Below are 14,408 nucleotides of genomic sequence, written 5' to 3'. Positions count from 1 at the left end.
AAGGAACACCACATGCAGTTAGAAGGTTACCGGCGCCCCGTCATCGCCAGGCAAGATTACTTTGATGACGAAGGTTCACTCATCTGCCATGGTCAGCGGTGGCCTGGGCAGCCCGCGGAGGAAAGTTATTCGGTGACCGTCCACCCACAACGTTTTGCACCATTACATACCGTGGCGCAGGCACTCATGGATTGGCTGCTTGCACGCTTCGATGTGCGGTGTCTTCAAGACCCGGGATTAGCCGCCGAGCTGGGTTATACAACGCAGCCGGTGGTTCAGTCGGTACGGCTAATTCCGGTTGATCGTGCCTGTGCACCATTGGGTTTAGTGTTCACTGATTTTCCCGGGGTGCTCTTATCGGTTGGTGCGCTATATCAGTGGCGTTTTCCGATCTGCGGTTGTGATGCGTGCGACGATTCTGTCGACGAGCTTTTGGACGATTTAGAGGAACAGATCGCAACGGTCGTGACCGGGCACTTCACCGAAATACTTGATGAGTCCGGAGCCGGCCTGCTCACACACCGTTTTGATCCGGACGGAATAGCTGGTCGCGAAATCTCCGATGGCGTGGAGGAGATTTCACCGGAGCGCTTGGCCAGGGCGCGTGCCATGCTTCCGAACGGTGGTGCGTGGGCACCGTGGCCGGTACGCGGGGCCTAGTCCATTTCCCAGGGTTTCAGGCCATCGTCGAAGGCGCCATAGGCGTTGACGGTTTTGCTGGTGCGCGCCAGCGAGGCTTTGGCATCGGCCGCCGGCAGGCAGTCATCGGCGGTGAATACCTGACACCATCTGACCGGTGAGGAACTCAACTGATGCGGAACCCAGGCCAGCTCCCCCACCTTCCAGTGATCTTTTCCGGTGCGGGTGAAGGTGGCCTTGATACTGATTCCTTCACGGTTCAGGATCGTCGGGGTGGCGTGCTTAGCTACCGAGTTACCCAGACCGTAGACGATCCAGGTGCCCTCATGCTTTTCAATGGGCAGCACCGAGTGGGTGTGATGCATGTAGATGAAATCGAAGGCACCGGATTCGGCCAACTTTTGGCCGAGCTTGCGCTGTGCGTCGCTGGGACGGGTGCTGTATTCGGTGCCGTCATGAATGGCCGCGACCACTATTTCCGCGCCAGATTTCCGTGCGGCCTTGGCGCGGGTGATTAGTTTTTTCGCGTCCACCCCGGTATCTACCCGCCAGTCGGTGTCGGCGCGCATACCGTTGAGTGAGTAGGTGCTGGCGATGACACCGAATTTGATACCCTCGACGTCCATCAGCGGTGGCGCCTGCGCCTCGGTCTGGGTGCGGTAGGACCCGGTGGCAAAGAGTTTGTACTTTTCTAGCGTGTCCAGCGTGCGTTTGACTCCGGTGGTGCCAATATCCACGGTGTGGTTGGTGGCGGTGGTGCAGCCGTCGTAGCCGATGGTTGCCAGGTCCGCGACAATCTGAGCCGGCACGGCGAAGGTTGGGTATCCGGAGTAGGGCGGTGTACCGATCGGTGTTTCGAGGTTGCATAATGCCGCGTCGGCGTCCTGGACATAGGGTCTGAGTCCATCCAACAACGGCTGGAAATCGTAGCCCTTGGAAGTTTTAGCTTCCTTGAGTAGTTGTGGGTGCAGCAGCACATCGCCAGTGGCCATCAAGGAGAGTTCTTTTGGCGCCGGCGTTTGGCTCGGTGTAGGGCTAGGACTTAGTGAGTCCTGCTGGGTCTGCACTGGGCTGGGCGTAGGTTCCGCCGTAGTCTCTTGTCCGGCCGCAGAACATCCCGTGAGCAGTAGTAATGCGAGGACCGCGGGCAGCGCACGTGACTTCATGGGTTCTACCCTATCGGCTGATACCTCGTGTTAATGCAAGCAAAATCACGTGTCCTGTGGTTATCTGGCACTATGCCAAACCCGCTTCTGAAACCCAGCGAACTGCCCTACCAGTGGCCAGATTTCGCCCACATCACCGCCGATGATTACCTGCAGGCAGCCCGCGCGGGCGCGCAGGAGCATCTTGCGCAGATCGCCACCATCGTGGCCGATGCAACGCCGGCGACTTTTGCGAACACCTTCCTCGCGCTCGAACGCAGTGGTCAACTGTTGCGCCGCACGCTGATGGCCTATTTCAGTGTGCTTTCGGCACACGGCACCGAGCAATTGCGTGAGATCCAGTCCGAACTCAGTGGGATCATGACCGCACAGAGTGACGAGATTCAGCTGAATCCGGAACTTTATGCACGGCTGCGCGAGGTGGATCTGGGTGAGCTAGAAGGCGAAGACGCCCGGCTAGCGAGCGAGACATTAAAGTCCTTTGAGCTTGCCGGCGCCCGCTTGGATGCAGGGGCTAAAGAGAAGCTGAAGGCGCTGAACGCGCAGCTTTCCGAGCTGTCCACACAGTTCTCCACCAAGGCGTTAGAAAATCAGAATGCCCACGCGGTGCTCTTTGCCGACGTGACTGAGCTCGAAGGCCTCGACGAGGCTCGGATTGCTTCGGCACGGGCAGCCGCTGAAACCGCCGGGCACAGCACCGGCTATCTGCTTCCGCTGGTCTCCCCTACCGGGCAACCAGTGCTCGCTTCCTTGACTCGCTCGGAGTCACGGCGCAAGGTTTTTGAAGCTTCGTTGAGCCGTGGGTCCGCGGAGAATTCCACGCTACCGTTGGCCGCACAGATGGCGGCACTGCGCGCGGATCGGGCAGCACTGCTTGGATTTGCGAACCATGCCGAAACCGTTTTGGCCGATGCAACGGCACCCTCAACCGAAGCGGTAGCCACCCGGCTGAAGGAACTGACCGAAGCCGCGGTTCGTAACGCAATCGCTGAGGCGGACACGCTACGCGAACTGGCCGGCGGTGAGCTCAATGCCTGGGATTGGTCTTACTACTCCAATCAGGTGTTGCGCGAGCGTTTTGCTGTGGACTCCGCAGCCCTGCGCCCCTACTTTGAGCTGGACTCGGTGCTGCATGACGGTGTCTTTGCCACCGCACAGACCCTTTATGGCCTCAGCTTCACCGAACGTTTTGACCTTCCGACCTACCACCCAGCGGTGCGCGTGTGGGAAGTTTTTGACGCGGATGGCTCGGCCATGGGCCTATACAGTGGCGATTTCTTGGCGCGCGAAACGAAAAAGGGCGGCGCCTGGATGACTTCCATGCGCGATTTCGCCGCTGATCTAGACGAGCGTCCCATCGTGACAAATACGCTCAATATCGCGGCTCCAGGCGAGGGGCAACCGATCCTTCTGACCTTAGACGAGACGAACACGTTGTTCCACGAGTTTGGCCACGCGTTGCATGGGCTGCTCTCCAATGGAAAATATGCGACTCTCTCTGGAACGTCGGTGCCACGAGACTTTGTCGAGTTCCCTTCTCAGGTCAACGAGATGTGGGTATTGCACCCGGATGTGGTTGGCGGTTATGCCAAACACTATGAAACTGGCCAGACGCTACCCGAGGAAACCATCGAGAAGATCCGGGCGGCGGAGCTGTGGGGTCAGGGATTTGCGACCACCGAATATTTGGCGGCCAGTGTGTTGGATTGGGCTTGGCATACCATCGATCCGGGAACCAGCATCGAGGACCCGGAATCATTTGAACGGGAGACCTTATCCAACTTTGGTTTCACTCCGGAGCTGATCCCACCACGGTATCGAACCGCGTATTTCCAGCATATTTTCGCCAATGGTTACTCTGCCGGCTACTACTCCTACATCTGGAGTGAGGTGCTAGATGCCGACACTGTGCAGTGGTTCGAGGAAAATGGTGGCTTAATGCGAGAAAATGGAATGCGGTTCCGTCAGGAACTGCTCTCGCGCGGAAATACGCGCGATCCACTAGAGTCTTACGAAATGTTCCGCGGACGCAGCGCACGGGTTGAACCGTTGTTGCGCCGTCGAGGATTGGTGAACGCAGAATAATGACGACAATTGCCTCCGCGCAAGAAGCTCTTAGCCATTGGCAGCAGGCCCTCGCGGTAGCTACAGGTGGCAAGATCTTTACCACCCACGGATGCTCCTGGGCTTGGCAGCCGGTGCGTAAGCGCCTGATCCTGCTCTTTCCGGAGCATGCAGATTCCGCGGGCCTACGCCCGGCGTTTGCCGAGGGTATGCGCTTGGGCGCACGCCGCGTGGAAGCCTGGGTGAATTCGGGTTCCGATGCCACTGGACTCAAAGACGCAGGTTTTACCGACAATGCGCAGATCGCCTGGCATGCAGGACGCCTTGCGATTCCGATGGAACGTTGGGAGGGGAAGATCCGGCTGGGCAATAATGTTCCAGAAGCCACAGGAGCCGATGCCGCAGAACTGAAGGTCACAAATCTGTGGCGTGATCCTTCTTCGCAACTTTCCAGCGGTCACCCGGCCTTGCGCCGGGTAGAGCATGCCCTGGCACGCACCGAGGAAGGCGACATCGTCGGTCGAGGTTTTGTGCAGCAAGGCCTAAATGGTCAGGCGATGGTGCACTCGCTGGCGGTGGGCAAGGGTCACCGCCGTCAGGGCGTCGGCACGGCGCTATTGCACGGGCTGTCTCGGTCGCTGATCAATCCATTAGATCCACCGGATGAGGATGCAACCCAGGAACTGCTCGCGGCGTCCCCGCCGAGCAGTGCGGACTTCTTCAGCGCCAATGGGCTGCGGTTGCTCGGACGCGGACGGCATATGATTCTGCGTTCTTGGTCTTAACGTCAACAGTTAGTGGCGGGATCCTTCCGGGTCCCGTCGCTGCTTTTTAATCTGCTGATCTCACCTTGTAGATCAGTCGTGCGAATGGACCGGCTTGATGGGCTTCGCGTAGTTCCAATCGGTCGCTTCCGATGTTGCGTGGCAGTAGCGGAGCCCCCGTCTCTAAGGTCACCGGGGCGATGGTGAGCGCCAGGGTGTCCAGGGCGTTGGCGTCGAGGAATTGGCCCAGTAGTTCTCCTCCCCCGAGCACCCAAATGTTCTTTGGACCGGCGACATCACGAATTGTTTTTAGATGTCCTTGCAGGGCTCCGGAAACGAAGCGCACATCGGCGCCTTTGGGTACCGGAAGATTGCGGTGGGTAAAGACGAAGGTGGTGATGTTTGGGTAGAACTGTTGCCATTTTTCGGGTTCGGCAATGAGGTTTTCGTGCTCCAACATCCACTGGTAGGTGTTTGCGCCTTCCACGTGCACACCGACATTTTTCGGCAGCAGATTAGGGTCTGGCTCTTGGGCTCCTGGAACATCAAAAAGCCATTGCAGGCTATGGCTCTCATCGGCCAAGAAGCCGTTTAGAGATACCGCTGCGTCGAAAATTATTTCACTCATAATTCAAGTTTCCCATCGATTTCTCGCCTGTCGCTAAATCGCTGATGCTGTGCGCAAGATCCTTCAGACCCTTTGAGAAGGTACCCTTTCCGCAAGACTTTCGAATGCACTTGAAGTTTGGCTCGCGCAGTAAATTCTCTTCAAGCACCCCGTTGCTCTTCGGACATAAGCAAACGCTCGGCGGCGGAAATATCGGGTCCAAAATACATCCAGTTCTGGCACCACGAACCATCGCCCCTCTTCAAATAATCTAGGTTTAGAGCGCGTAAGCCACCAACTTGATGTCAGCCAGTCAGATGCTGGATGGCTAGTACTGCCTTCTCTGCTCCAGCTTCAGCGGTTCAATTTTTGGTGGTTGGCCCTGCTCGAATACTCCAATGGTTCCCGATGGGACTTCGACCCAGGTATGCCTGCTCCAATGGAGAGAAAGCGGTTCGGAGACGACCAGCTGCGCATCGGCCGGCAACGAGAGTTTTTCACCAGCAACATCGTGCAGAATTGTTGACCCGGTCGCGTGATATAGGCTCGGCGCAACTGCACCTAACGCATCTGGGCTTACCCAGCGCAAGACCACTAAACGTCTGCCATCTGAAGCACACATGGTCGCTCGAAAGGGAGCCCGAACTTGATGTTCGCGCCTGGACTGTTCAACCCGAGCTACCATACGGGTAAGTGCCGTGACGGGATCCTGCTCCAGCCCATAGGTCAGCGCCAGATAGAAGCAAAGCTCGGTATCTGCGTTGCCCAGAATCGACGGATATAGTGGCGCGGCCACGTCGAAGGTCAGCTCGCGTTTGAGTTCACGAAAGTTAGGGATCGACCCGTTGTGCTGAAACATCCAGCCGTGATCCGCAAATGGATGGCAGTTCTGTTCCGCAATCGTTCCACCGGGTGCCGCACGCACATGAGCGAGGAAGCATCCGGACTCAAGTTGTTGCGCGAGATGCTTCAGGTTTTGACTATCCCAAGCCGGACCAACTTGTCGGTACTGTCCTAAGGTTTCTGCGCGTCCGGCCCAAGCCATTCCAAAGCCATCGCCATTGGTGGGAAATGCGTGGTTCGTGAATTGTGCAGCCAGCGGATCATTGGGCAGGTACAGCTCCCTAGCGTGCAAGCTTTGATCAATCAGCGAATGATTTGGCCGCACCAGAATGTCTGCGATCTCTATCGGTGAGCCAAGATAAGCTAGCCAACGGCACATTTTTTGATCCCCATCTCGTGGCGAAGACTCCTGATGCTCACACTAGACCTGTGACTCAAGGGTGGACAAGCATTCGTTTAAATAGTGTCCTAGTCACGCTTTGAGAAGGGCAGCGGAATTCTCTCAGGCTCAGCGTTGATAATCTCCGTTGTCTGGGTTGGCAAGAATAGTTGGTACTGCGAGAGATCGTGATCATTCTTGACGAGCCAACGCGCGTGTTGATTAGTAGGCAAATCATGAAAATGCCGTTCCTCGGCTCAACTAGTAGCCGTGGCCATTTGTGATCGTATTGCCTTGGACGAAGGGAGCAATGAGTCTTCAGTGGATTTTGCACTCTCGTGAATGAGCGTTAACGAAGTAGGGGTCACGCTGCCAATGTTTGGCAGCGTGACCGCTACTTCTCATTTAGAGATTTTTACCAGCCGCGCTCGGAAAGGCGGTGTGGTTCTGGCAACTCGTTGACGTTGATGCCGACCATTGCTTCACCCAAGCCGCGGGAGATCTTGGCCAGTTCATCCGGGTTGTCGAAGAAGGTAGTGGCCTTCACGATGGCTTCGGCACGCTGTACCGGGTTTCCGGACTTGAAGATGCCCGAGCCGACGAACACGCCATCGGCGCCCAGCTGCATCATCATGGCTGCATCTGCCGGGGTGGCAATGCCACCGGCGGTGAACAGCACGACCGGAAGCTTACCGGTCGCAGCGATTTCCTTGACCAGCTCGTATGGAGCCTGAAGCTCCTTGGCAGCCACGTACAGCTCGTCCTTTGGCAGGGCAGCAAGCTTGGCGATTTCTGCGCGGATCTTGCGCATGTGTCCGGTCGCGTTGGAAACGTCGCCGGTTCCTGCTTCACCCTTGGAGCGGATCATTGCAGCACCCTCGTTGATGCGGCGTAGCGCCTCACCTAGGTTGGTGGCGCCACAAACGAATGGCACGGTGAATGGCCACTTGTCGATGTGGTTCTCGTAGTCTGCTGGGGAAAGCACCTCAGACTCGTCGATGTAGTCCACACCGAGTGACTGCAGGATCTGTGCCTCGACGAAGTGACCGATGCGAGCTTTGGCCATCACTGGGATGGAGACTTCGGCGATGATGCTATCAATCATGTCCGGATCGCTCATGCGCGAGACGCCGCCCTGGGCACGAATGTCGGCCGGTACGCGCTCTAGAGCCATAACGGCTACGGCGCCGGCATCTTCAGCGATGCGGGCTTGTTCCGGAGTGACAACGTCCATGATGACGCCGCCCTTGAGCATTTCGGCCATCCCGCGCTTTACGCGTTCGGAGCCGACGACGTTGTCCTGACGCTGATCTGCAGAAGACATGTTGGGGGTTATTCCTTTCAAACACTGGCAAGCACAGTGGTGCTCTGCCAGTAATCGTAGAATTGGTTTGCTTTATTACCTCCGGTGTTTCGTCACAATTGACCGATAGTGGATTTATCCCTTAGTCGGGGGTTAATGCGTAACATTGTCGATCTCGATGAACACGCTAGTCAAGAGACTTTTTATCTGTGAATTTAGGGTTTAGAGCTAAAGCAGCTTCCACTTGATATTTTGCCGGATGGCCGTAACCTTCGGGGCTGGCCGCTTCGATCTTCGCTACCTCATCGGACATTAATTGCAGCAATGGCACATCATTGTTGATGTCCTCGGCTACCGAACGCAGCTGCTCGGCGTAAGCGAGCAGGCGTACGGTAAAACGCTTGGTGTAGGAAGGGTCTGGGTCGCTGGCTCGGGAGTGAGCCTCCTGGAAACTCTGCGCCAGTTCCGCTAAGGCGGGTTTGACAGATTCCATCACCTGTAGGACTTCTTGGTCTGCCGCACGCTCGATAGCGACCAGACCCAACTGATAGTGGTGTTCGGTGGCCACCGCCGCAGCAAGACGTTCCAATGGGGAAAGCTCCTTGAGCCATCCGAGCAGAAAGGACTCACAATTTTCGTCATGCTCGAAGCTCAGCTCCTCGAGAATCTGGTTGACCTTACCTATCGAATAGCCGGCCGCGCCCTGAACTGCAAAGCGGATTTCATGCTCGGTTCCGCTGATGATCCAAGCACGGATTTCTTCGAGCGTACTAAGGGGATTCACTGCGCGTATCCCGGTGGGAATGCGCCTTGATGTTTGACGGACTCAGTATTCAAGTTCCAAGAGTAGGTGGAGACCGCTCGGCCTGAGGCTCCCGCGTTGGAATCCCCTTCTTTGGCATAGGTATAAGTTACCTTCAGTTGCCCATCGTCAACGCGTACTACCTGTGGGAAAAAACCGAATGTCGTACGAGTGGCGACTCCGAGGTATTTGCCTTCATGGAAGAGGGCAATGATGTAGGGCGATGAGCCGGTGGCTCCCTCAATGGGAAAGGTGACCCATGACAGTGCGGCGCATTCATCATAAGTAGACGGATCCGCAGAGTCCGCGTCCCACTTCCAATCCATGATCTCTCCGGTGGAAATCTTTGGCGCCGGCAACTTGTTCGCAAGTTTAGCCAATGCACTAGAAGTTAGCTTTGGTCCACAGGTGGGCTGGGCAGGTTTGCTAGATTTTGTGACGGTGGGAGCTGGCTTGGTGGGTGCCACGCTTTTTGCTTCTTTTGGAGTTGGCGTGGCACTAGTGCTGGCCGTAGCCGAGGAGCTTACCGCCACTTCGGAGTGAGTGGGTTGCGCTTGCGGGCTCACGGGTGCTGAGCACGCGCCAAGCAGTAGCGTCAAAGCAGCAGACAAGGAAAGGGCCTTGAAGCCATAACCAACACTTCCTGTCACGGTTCCTCCGTAAAATCGTATAAGTCTTAGGTATTTGGCTTTAGTCTAACCATGTCACGCCGTACTTTGAGCTAAGAAATCACAATGTGAGATAGCGATAGATCGGGTTAAAGCAGTCAGGGCGGCAAGAACAACTAAATGTTCCTACCACCCTGATTTAAGCATTGATGAATCTAGCTCGGATTTTCGCTATCCCACGCATCGGCGATCACTTGACGTACCTCAGAGAGGGTCTGCGGGATCGCTTTTGTCTGCGCGATGATGGGGAAGAAATTTCCATCCCCATTCCAGCGCGGCACAATGTGCTGATGCAGGTGCGCGGCAATACCCGCTCCCCCAGCCTCACCCTGGTTCATACCCAAGTTGAAGCCGGCGGCGTTAGATACCTTGCGCAGTACCCGCATCGATTGCTGCGCGAGCGCAGCCATCTCTGCGGTTTCCTCCACCGTGATATCCGTATAGTTCGGCACGTGTCGGTACGGGCAAACGAGCAGGTGACCAGGGTTGTATGGGAACAAGTTCAGGATCACGTAACAAGTTTTACCGCGGTGTACCAGCAGTGCCTCTTCATCGGTGCGGTTCGGTCCGGCGCAGAACGGGCAACTTGCCTCGTCCGTCACCTGCGCCTGACCGCCCTTGATGTAGGCCATCCGGTAAGGGGTCCACAAACGTTGGAACGAATCTGGCACACCGGCGAGTTCAAAGTCGTCGGTGACGTTTTCGTCCTGCGGATATTGCATGTTGGTGGACTCCTATTTTCCGGCGGACCTAGTTGTTGTTGTTGCGGCTCTTGATAGCTTCAACGATGCGGGCTACCGCGTCGTCAACCGGAACCTGGTTCTCCTGGCTACCATCGCGGAAGCGGAAGGAGACCGCATTTGCGTCGGCATCCTCACCACCGGCAATGAGCGTGAACGGGATCTTATCCTTGGACGCGTTGCGGATCTTCTTCGGGAAACGGTCCGAGGAGTCATCTAGTTCTACGCGTACGCCCTGTGCCTTGAGCTTCGCTACAACCTCTGCAAGGTAATCGTTGAAGGCCTCGGCCACTGGAATTGCACGAACCTGAACCGGGGACAACCACGCTGGGAAAGCGCCGGCATAGTGCTCGGTGAGCACACCCAAGAAGCGTTCGATGGAACCGAATTTAGCCGCGTGAATCATCACCGGCTCCTGACGGGTTCCGTCGGCTGCCTGGTACTCCAGACCGAAGCGGGCAGGCTGGTTAAAGTCGTACTGCACGGTGCCCATCTGCCAGGTACGGCCGATAGCGTCCTTAGCCTGAACCGAGATCTTCGGGCCATAGAAGGCCGCGCCACCCGGATCGGCGACAAGCTCAACACCGGATTCAGTAGCTACGCGCTCGAGTACCGCGGTAGCCTCGTCCCACTGTTCGTTCGAACCGATGAACTTGTCAGACTCATCGCGGGTAGACAGCTCCAGGTAGAAGTCATCCATGCCGAAGTCCTTGAGCAGGGAGAGCATGAAGTTCAGCAGGTGCTCAACTTCGGCTGGTGCCTGTTCCTTGGTGACGTAAGAGTGCGAGTCATCCTGGGCAAAACCGCGTACGCGAGTCAGACCGTGAACCACGCCCGACTTCTCATAGCGGTACACGTGGCCGAATTCGAAGAGGCGCAGTGGTAGTTCGCGATAAGAGCGTCCACGACCGCGGAAGATCAGGTTGTGCATCGGGCAGTTCATTGCCTTCAGCCGGTATTCCTGGCCCTGCTTGGTGATGTTGCCGTCTTCATCGCGCTCTTCATCGATGTGTAGCGCCGGGAACATGGTGTCTGCGTAGTACGGCAGGTGGCCCGAGGTGTGGAAGAGCCCGTCCTTGGAGATGTGCGGGGTACCAACGTACTGGAAGCCCTCTTCGACGTGGCGGTCGCGCACGTAGTCTTCCATCTCACGCTTGATGATGCCGCCCTTAGGGTGGAACACCGGCAGTCCGGAGCCCAACTCGTCGGGGAAGGAGAAGAGGTCAAGTTCGGCACCGAGCTTGCGGTGGTCGCGGCGCTCAGCCTCGGCCAAACGCTCCTGGTAGGCCTTGAGGTCTTCTTTGGTTGGCCATGCGGTGCCGTAGATGCGCTGCAGCTGCTTGTTCTTCTCACTGCCCAACCAGTAGGCGGCAGCCGAACGAGTCAACGCGAAGGCGTTCTTGATCAGCTTGGTGTTTGGCAGGTGCGGGCCGCGGCACAGGTCCTTCCAGACGGTGTCGCCACTCTTGCGGTCAACGTTGTCATAGATGGTGGTTTCGCCGGCGGCAACCTCAACGTTGACTCCCTCGCCTGAGGTGTCAGCGGAGTCAGCCTTAGCTAGTAGCTCGCATTTGTATGGCTCGTCGGCCATTTCAGCCTTGGCCTCATCTGGGGTTACTTCGCGACGGGCAAAGAGCTGGTTCTGGTTGATGATTTTCTGCATCATCTTTTCCAGCTGCTTCAAGTCTTCCGGAGTGAACGGTTCTTCAACGTCGAAGTCGAAGTAGAAACCGTCGGTGATGTACGGGCCGATTCCAAGCTTGGAATCTGGGCGTAGCTGTTGCACAGCCTGAGCCATCACGTGGGCTGTTGAGTGGCGCAGCACCTCCAGACCTTCCGGATCGCTGATGGTTACACGGGTGACGGTGGTGCCTTCTTCAAGTTCACGGGCCAAGTCGCGAAGTACGCCGTCGACGTGCATAACAACCACGTCTTTATCCTTGGCGTAAAACTGCAAACCGGTGGTTCCCGCGTCGACCTGGACCTGCTCGCCGTCGATGGTGAGAGTGCGCTGCTCGCTCATAAGATCGGGTTCTGCCTTTCAATCTGTGATGGCTTCATAGCTTGTGGCATACCTTGGCCACAGCCAGCCAGAGTCCAGTTTAGTTCAGCGAAGCGTGCAAGTCGTTGTCTACTACTGGTTTTACGAAGATTCATCGCCCGGGTGTGGCAAATTCAACAGCTCTTCGGCCGAAAGCAATCCAGCATAATGCCATAGCTTCCGCGCGGAGGCCGGTTGTGAAGATTCGATTTTTCCATTCTGCTGGTCCTCGCGGAATTCTGGGATGACCTGTGCGAAACGGCGTAGTAATTCCGCCTGTTCATCATCGGTCAGCAATAGATTACTGGTACTCATCTCTGCTAAGTTTCCGGGGTTTTCACCCTTCGCATACCAGTGCTGCGCATGTGCGAGCATCGCCGAGAGCCGCATTTGCTCCTCGTGGACGGCCTGAGCTAGATAGGCGTTAATGGCACTGGGTGATTCATCCGCAGCGCGCTCGGCCGGTGGCCCGGTGGTGAAAGCGCCGGCTGCAGGCTTCCAGACTCGGTCTCGTTTATCGCGAGCCAATTCGGGAGCTTCTTCGATCAGCTCAGCCTTGGCAAGTTCACGCAAGTGGAAACTCACCTTATTAGGCGCAATCCCCAGCAACTCCCCCAGATCAGCTGCGCGGCCAGTTCTCATTGCCCCGAGCGCATCAAAAATCTGCCTGCGCAATGGATTAGCTATAGCTTTGAGCATCGGCGAGGTGAATGTGACTTGTGGCTTCGCTTGGGTCATAAGCTCAGCATAACAATCCCACAGTTTTAATTGCGCAAATTCTATTGCGCAATTTTATTTGCGGGTTTACAGTTGTTTTCATGAACACCTCCCAGCCCACCGGTTCGCCAGCCTCAGGGACCAATTCAGTGACGCAGTTGCCGACGCTTCGCGCGCAACGCAACTACCGGATTTGGTGGCTGGCAGATTCTTCAGCGTTACTCGCCGGCGGCATCTACGGGTTCATCCTCCCGCTCATTTTGCTGGCAACGACTAATTCTCCAGTCTTGGCCGGAACCTTGGCGGCCTTAGGATTAGCCGCCCGAGCTAGCCTCACGCTGGCAGGTGGCGCCATGGCAGATCGATCCGACAGAGCTCGGATGATGCTCATAGGTGGGCTTTGCGGTGCGCTCTTCACTGCGGCTTTAGCGCTGGGCAGCACTATGGGTTCGCTCTCCGCCACAGTTCTTTGCGTTGCACATATCTTGATGGAACTGCGCGGAGGATATTTTGGCTCCACAACTAATGCTGCCTTAAAAGACATCGTTCATCCGAAGCAATTGGGGCGAGCACTCGCGGCGAATCAAGGCCGGGATTCCGTGCTGATGCTCGGTTCCGCGCCCTTGGGTGGTTTATTACTTGGCTTGGGCGGCGGTGTTGCTTTGCTGGTGGTAAGCGCATTGAATCTTATCGCCTCCTTTACCGGTTTTGCATTACGTAAACCCTTGCGAGCCGCCGAAGAAAGCACCAAGAAACGCCGTGATGATCCTGCCAGTGCAGATCAGACGGTGGACCATGGGATTCTTGCCGGCATGCGTTGGTGCTTTTCTCGACCGCGACTGCGCGCACTACTGCTCTTGATCATGGCCGTCAACATCGGTGTTAACGGATTGATGACAACCTTGATTTACGGGTTGCAGCAGCGCGGAGAAGATGCCTGGGTCATTGGATTGGTTTCAACATTTATGGGAGCAGGAATGTTGATCGGTTCACTGCTGGCAACGTCTCTGATCGATAAATTCCGTACCGGCCTGCTGGCCTGCACGTGCCTCAGCGTGTTGGGTGGCGCAATGATTCTCATCGGCTTGAACACGCACCTGCTGTGGATGGGTGTCATGCTTTTGGTCAGCTTCCTTAGCGTCCCTGCGCTTAACGCGTCTATCGGCGGCTACTTTATGACCATCATCCCGCAAGAAATGGCCGGCCGGGCCAACTCCCTGATCACGTTTATGGCATTGGCGGCTATGCCACTGGCACCATTAGCCACCGGCTTCGGGCTGGAAGGGTTTGGCATGGGTCCGACTCTGATGTTCTTTGGATCATTGGTCGTATTGGCCATGCTGGCCGCTTGGCTATCCCCACAGGTTCGCGGTATTCCGCATCCCGATCACTGGCTTGAAGAACCCGCCGAGTGTGAAATTTTCGACTCAAAAACCTCCCGAGACGCAGAGTCCAGCATGTTAGTTGACCAAGCTACTAAGGAGAACCAGAAATGAAATCGACACCAGAACAGAGCCGTCCGTCGCTAAACAAACCCTCGCTATTACGTCAAGTTTTCAGCAGCAAATCTCGTTATGTCCCTTCTCCTTTCATTAGCCCTGAAAGCAGTCGCGGAAGCATCGAAGCCGCGCGCTCTACGCTGAACAACGGGCAATGGATTTACCTGTAGCTTTCC

At 56.5% G+C, this 14,408-nt stretch carries 15 protein-coding genes; 6 read left to right on the top strand and 9 right to left on the bottom strand.

All coding sequences use genetic code 11. The annotated features are described in order from the left end of the window. Positions 1-12 precede the first annotated feature (12 nt). Positions 13-660 (top strand): DUF6226 family protein, encoded by a 648-nt coding sequence (locus tag CQ011_RS01605; RefSeq protein WP_105674016.1) that lies wholly within the window; start codon positions 13-15, stop codon positions 658-660. Here the strand turns inward: CQ011_RS01605 and CQ011_RS01600 are convergent. Then, complete coding sequence (locus CQ011_RS01600; protein WP_105674014.1) at positions 657-1,805, bottom strand: CapA family protein; 1,149 nt, start codon at positions 1,803-1,805, stop codon at positions 657-659. The genes CQ011_RS01605 and CQ011_RS01600 overlap by 4 nt on opposite strands. Positions 1,806-1,877: 72 nt before the next feature. Here CQ011_RS01600 and CQ011_RS01595 point away from each other — a divergent pair, with 72 nt between their 5' ends. Both CQ011_RS01595 and CQ011_RS01590 read left to right on the top strand, forming a co-directional pair. Then, entirely contained in the window at positions 1,878-3,890 is a 2,013-nt protein-coding gene (locus tag CQ011_RS01595) for a M3 family metallopeptidase (RefSeq protein WP_105674012.1), read from the top strand. Then, on the top strand, positions 3,890-4,654 hold the full coding sequence (locus CQ011_RS01590; protein ID WP_105674010.1) for a GNAT family N-acetyltransferase: 765 nt from the start codon (positions 3,890-3,892) through the stop codon (positions 4,652-4,654). The genes CQ011_RS01595 and CQ011_RS01590 overlap by 1 nt, the downstream gene beginning before the upstream one ends. A gap of 46 nt (positions 4,655-4,700) precedes the next feature. On the opposite strand, the gene CQ011_RS01585 is transcribed toward CQ011_RS01590, so the two are convergent. The 5 genes from CQ011_RS01585 to CQ011_RS01565 form a co-directional block, all read right to left on the bottom strand. After that, on the bottom strand, positions 4,701-5,261 hold the full coding sequence (locus CQ011_RS01585; RefSeq protein WP_105674008.1) for a dihydrofolate reductase family protein: 561 nt from the start codon (positions 5,259-5,261) through the stop codon (positions 4,701-4,703). Positions 5,262-5,568: 307 nt separating this feature from the next. Further along, on the bottom strand, positions 5,569-6,462 hold the full coding sequence (locus CQ011_RS01580; RefSeq protein WP_105674006.1) for a class II glutamine amidotransferase: 894 nt from the start codon (positions 6,460-6,462) through the stop codon (positions 5,569-5,571). Between the two features lie 415 nt (positions 6,463-6,877). Continuing rightward, complete coding sequence (gene pdxS, locus CQ011_RS01575) at positions 6,878-7,786, bottom strand: pyridoxal 5'-phosphate synthase lyase subunit PdxS (RefSeq protein ID WP_096257802.1); 909 nt, start codon at positions 7,784-7,786, stop codon at positions 6,878-6,880. A 166-nt stretch (positions 7,787-7,952) separates the two neighbouring features. After that, on the bottom strand, positions 7,953-8,549 hold the full coding sequence (locus CQ011_RS01570; RefSeq protein ID WP_105674004.1) for a hypothetical protein: 597 nt from the start codon (positions 8,547-8,549) through the stop codon (positions 7,953-7,955). Then, a complete protein-coding gene (locus CQ011_RS01565; protein ID WP_105674002.1) occupies positions 8,546-8,893 on the bottom strand; it encodes an LppP/LprE family lipoprotein in 348 nt (115 codons plus the stop codon). The genes CQ011_RS01570 and CQ011_RS01565 overlap by 4 nt, the downstream gene beginning before the upstream one ends. Between CQ011_RS01565 and CQ011_RS01560 the strand changes: the two genes are divergently transcribed. Further along, positions 8,892-9,110: a hypothetical protein gene (locus tag CQ011_RS01560; protein ID WP_105674000.1), complete on the top strand. Its 219-nt coding sequence runs from the start codon at positions 8,892-8,894 to the stop codon at positions 9,108-9,110. The two genes, CQ011_RS01565 and CQ011_RS01560, sit on opposite strands and share 2 nt — an antisense overlap. 280 nt (positions 9,111-9,390) lie before the next feature. Here CQ011_RS01560 and CQ011_RS01555 read toward each other — a convergent pair whose 3' ends face one another. The 3 genes from CQ011_RS01555 to CQ011_RS01545 all read right to left on the bottom strand — a co-directional run bounded on the left by CQ011_RS01555 (position 9,391) and on the right by CQ011_RS01545 (position 12,754). Then, entirely contained in the window at positions 9,391-9,957 is a 567-nt protein-coding gene (locus CQ011_RS01555; RefSeq protein WP_105673998.1) for an HIT family protein, read from the bottom strand. Between the two features lie 28 nt (positions 9,958-9,985). Then, positions 9,986-11,998 (bottom strand): threonine--tRNA ligase, encoded by a 2,013-nt coding sequence (thrS, locus tag CQ011_RS01550; protein WP_105673996.1) that lies wholly within the window; start codon positions 11,996-11,998, stop codon positions 9,986-9,988. 120 nt (positions 11,999-12,118) lie between these two features. Then, complete coding sequence (locus CQ011_RS01545; protein ID WP_105673994.1) at positions 12,119-12,754, bottom strand: winged helix-turn-helix domain-containing protein; 636 nt, start codon at positions 12,752-12,754, stop codon at positions 12,119-12,121. 80 nt (positions 12,755-12,834) lie between these two features. On the opposite strand from CQ011_RS01545, the gene CQ011_RS01540 reads away from it, so the two are divergent. Beyond that, positions 12,835-14,229, top strand: a complete 1,395-nt coding sequence (locus CQ011_RS01540; RefSeq protein ID WP_105673992.1) for an MFS transporter — start codon at positions 12,835-12,837, stop codon at positions 14,227-14,229. Further along, positions 14,226-14,402: a hypothetical protein gene (locus CQ011_RS17735; protein ID WP_181147950.1), complete on the top strand. Its 177-nt coding sequence runs from the start codon at positions 14,226-14,228 to the stop codon at positions 14,400-14,402. The genes CQ011_RS01540 and CQ011_RS17735 overlap by 4 nt, the downstream gene beginning before the upstream one ends. The last annotated feature ends 6 nt before the right edge of the window (positions 14,403-14,408 follow it).

Origin of the sequence: Arthrobacter sp. MYb213, assembly GCF_002979915.1 — a bacterium.
Lineage (GTDB): Bacteria > Actinomycetota > Actinomycetes > Actinomycetales > Micrococcaceae > Glutamicibacter.
The sequence above is the reverse complement of the archived record's forward strand: the minus strand, read 5'-3'. Positions and strand labels throughout refer to the sequence as shown.

What these genes read in the sequence shown, in the direction of transcription:
- CQ011_RS01605 (WP_105674016.1), top strand. Translation starts at nt 13, where the DNA reads ATGCAGTTAGAAGGTTACCGGCGCCCCGTCATCGCCAGGCAAGATTAC.
- CQ011_RS01600 (WP_105674014.1), bottom strand. Translation starts at nt 1,805, where the DNA reads ATGAAGTCACGTGCGCTGCCCGCGGTCCTCGCATTACTACTGCTCACG.
- CQ011_RS01595 (WP_105674012.1), top strand. Translation starts at nt 1,878, where the DNA reads ATGCCAAACCCGCTTCTGAAACCCAGCGAACTGCCCTACCAGTGGCCA.
- CQ011_RS01590 (WP_105674010.1), top strand. Translation starts at nt 3,890, where the DNA reads ATGACGACAATTGCCTCCGCGCAAGAAGCTCTTAGCCATTGGCAGCAG.
- CQ011_RS01585 (WP_105674008.1), bottom strand. Translation starts at nt 5,261, where the DNA reads ATGAGTGAAATAATTTTCGACGCAGCGGTATCTCTAAACGGCTTCTTG.
- CQ011_RS01580 (WP_105674006.1), bottom strand. Translation starts at nt 6,462, where the DNA reads ATGTGCCGTTGGCTAGCTTATCTTGGCTCACCGATAGAGATCGCAGAC.
- pdxS (WP_096257802.1), bottom strand. Translation starts at nt 7,786, where the DNA reads ATGTCTTCTGCAGATCAGCGTCAGGACAACGTCGTCGGCTCCGAACGC.
- CQ011_RS01560 (WP_105674000.1), top strand. Translation starts at nt 8,892, where the DNA reads ATGATCTCTCCGGTGGAAATCTTTGGCGCCGGCAACTTGTTCGCAAGT.
- CQ011_RS01565 (WP_105674002.1), bottom strand. Translation starts at nt 8,893, where the DNA reads ATGGATTGGAAGTGGGACGCGGACTCTGCGGATCCGTCTACTTATGAT.
- CQ011_RS01555 (WP_105673998.1), bottom strand. Translation starts at nt 9,957, where the DNA reads ATGCAATATCCGCAGGACGAAAACGTCACCGACGACTTTGAACTCGCC.
- thrS (WP_105673996.1), bottom strand. Translation starts at nt 11,998, where the DNA reads ATGAGCGAGCAGCGCACTCTCACCATCGACGGCGAGCAGGTCCAGGTC.
- CQ011_RS01545 (WP_105673994.1), bottom strand. Translation starts at nt 12,754, where the DNA reads ATGACCCAAGCGAAGCCACAAGTCACATTCACCTCGCCGATGCTCAAA.
- CQ011_RS01540 (WP_105673992.1), top strand. Translation starts at nt 12,835, where the DNA reads ATGAACACCTCCCAGCCCACCGGTTCGCCAGCCTCAGGGACCAATTCA.
- CQ011_RS17735 (WP_181147950.1), top strand. Translation starts at nt 14,226, where the DNA reads ATGAAATCGACACCAGAACAGAGCCGTCCGTCGCTAAACAAACCCTCG.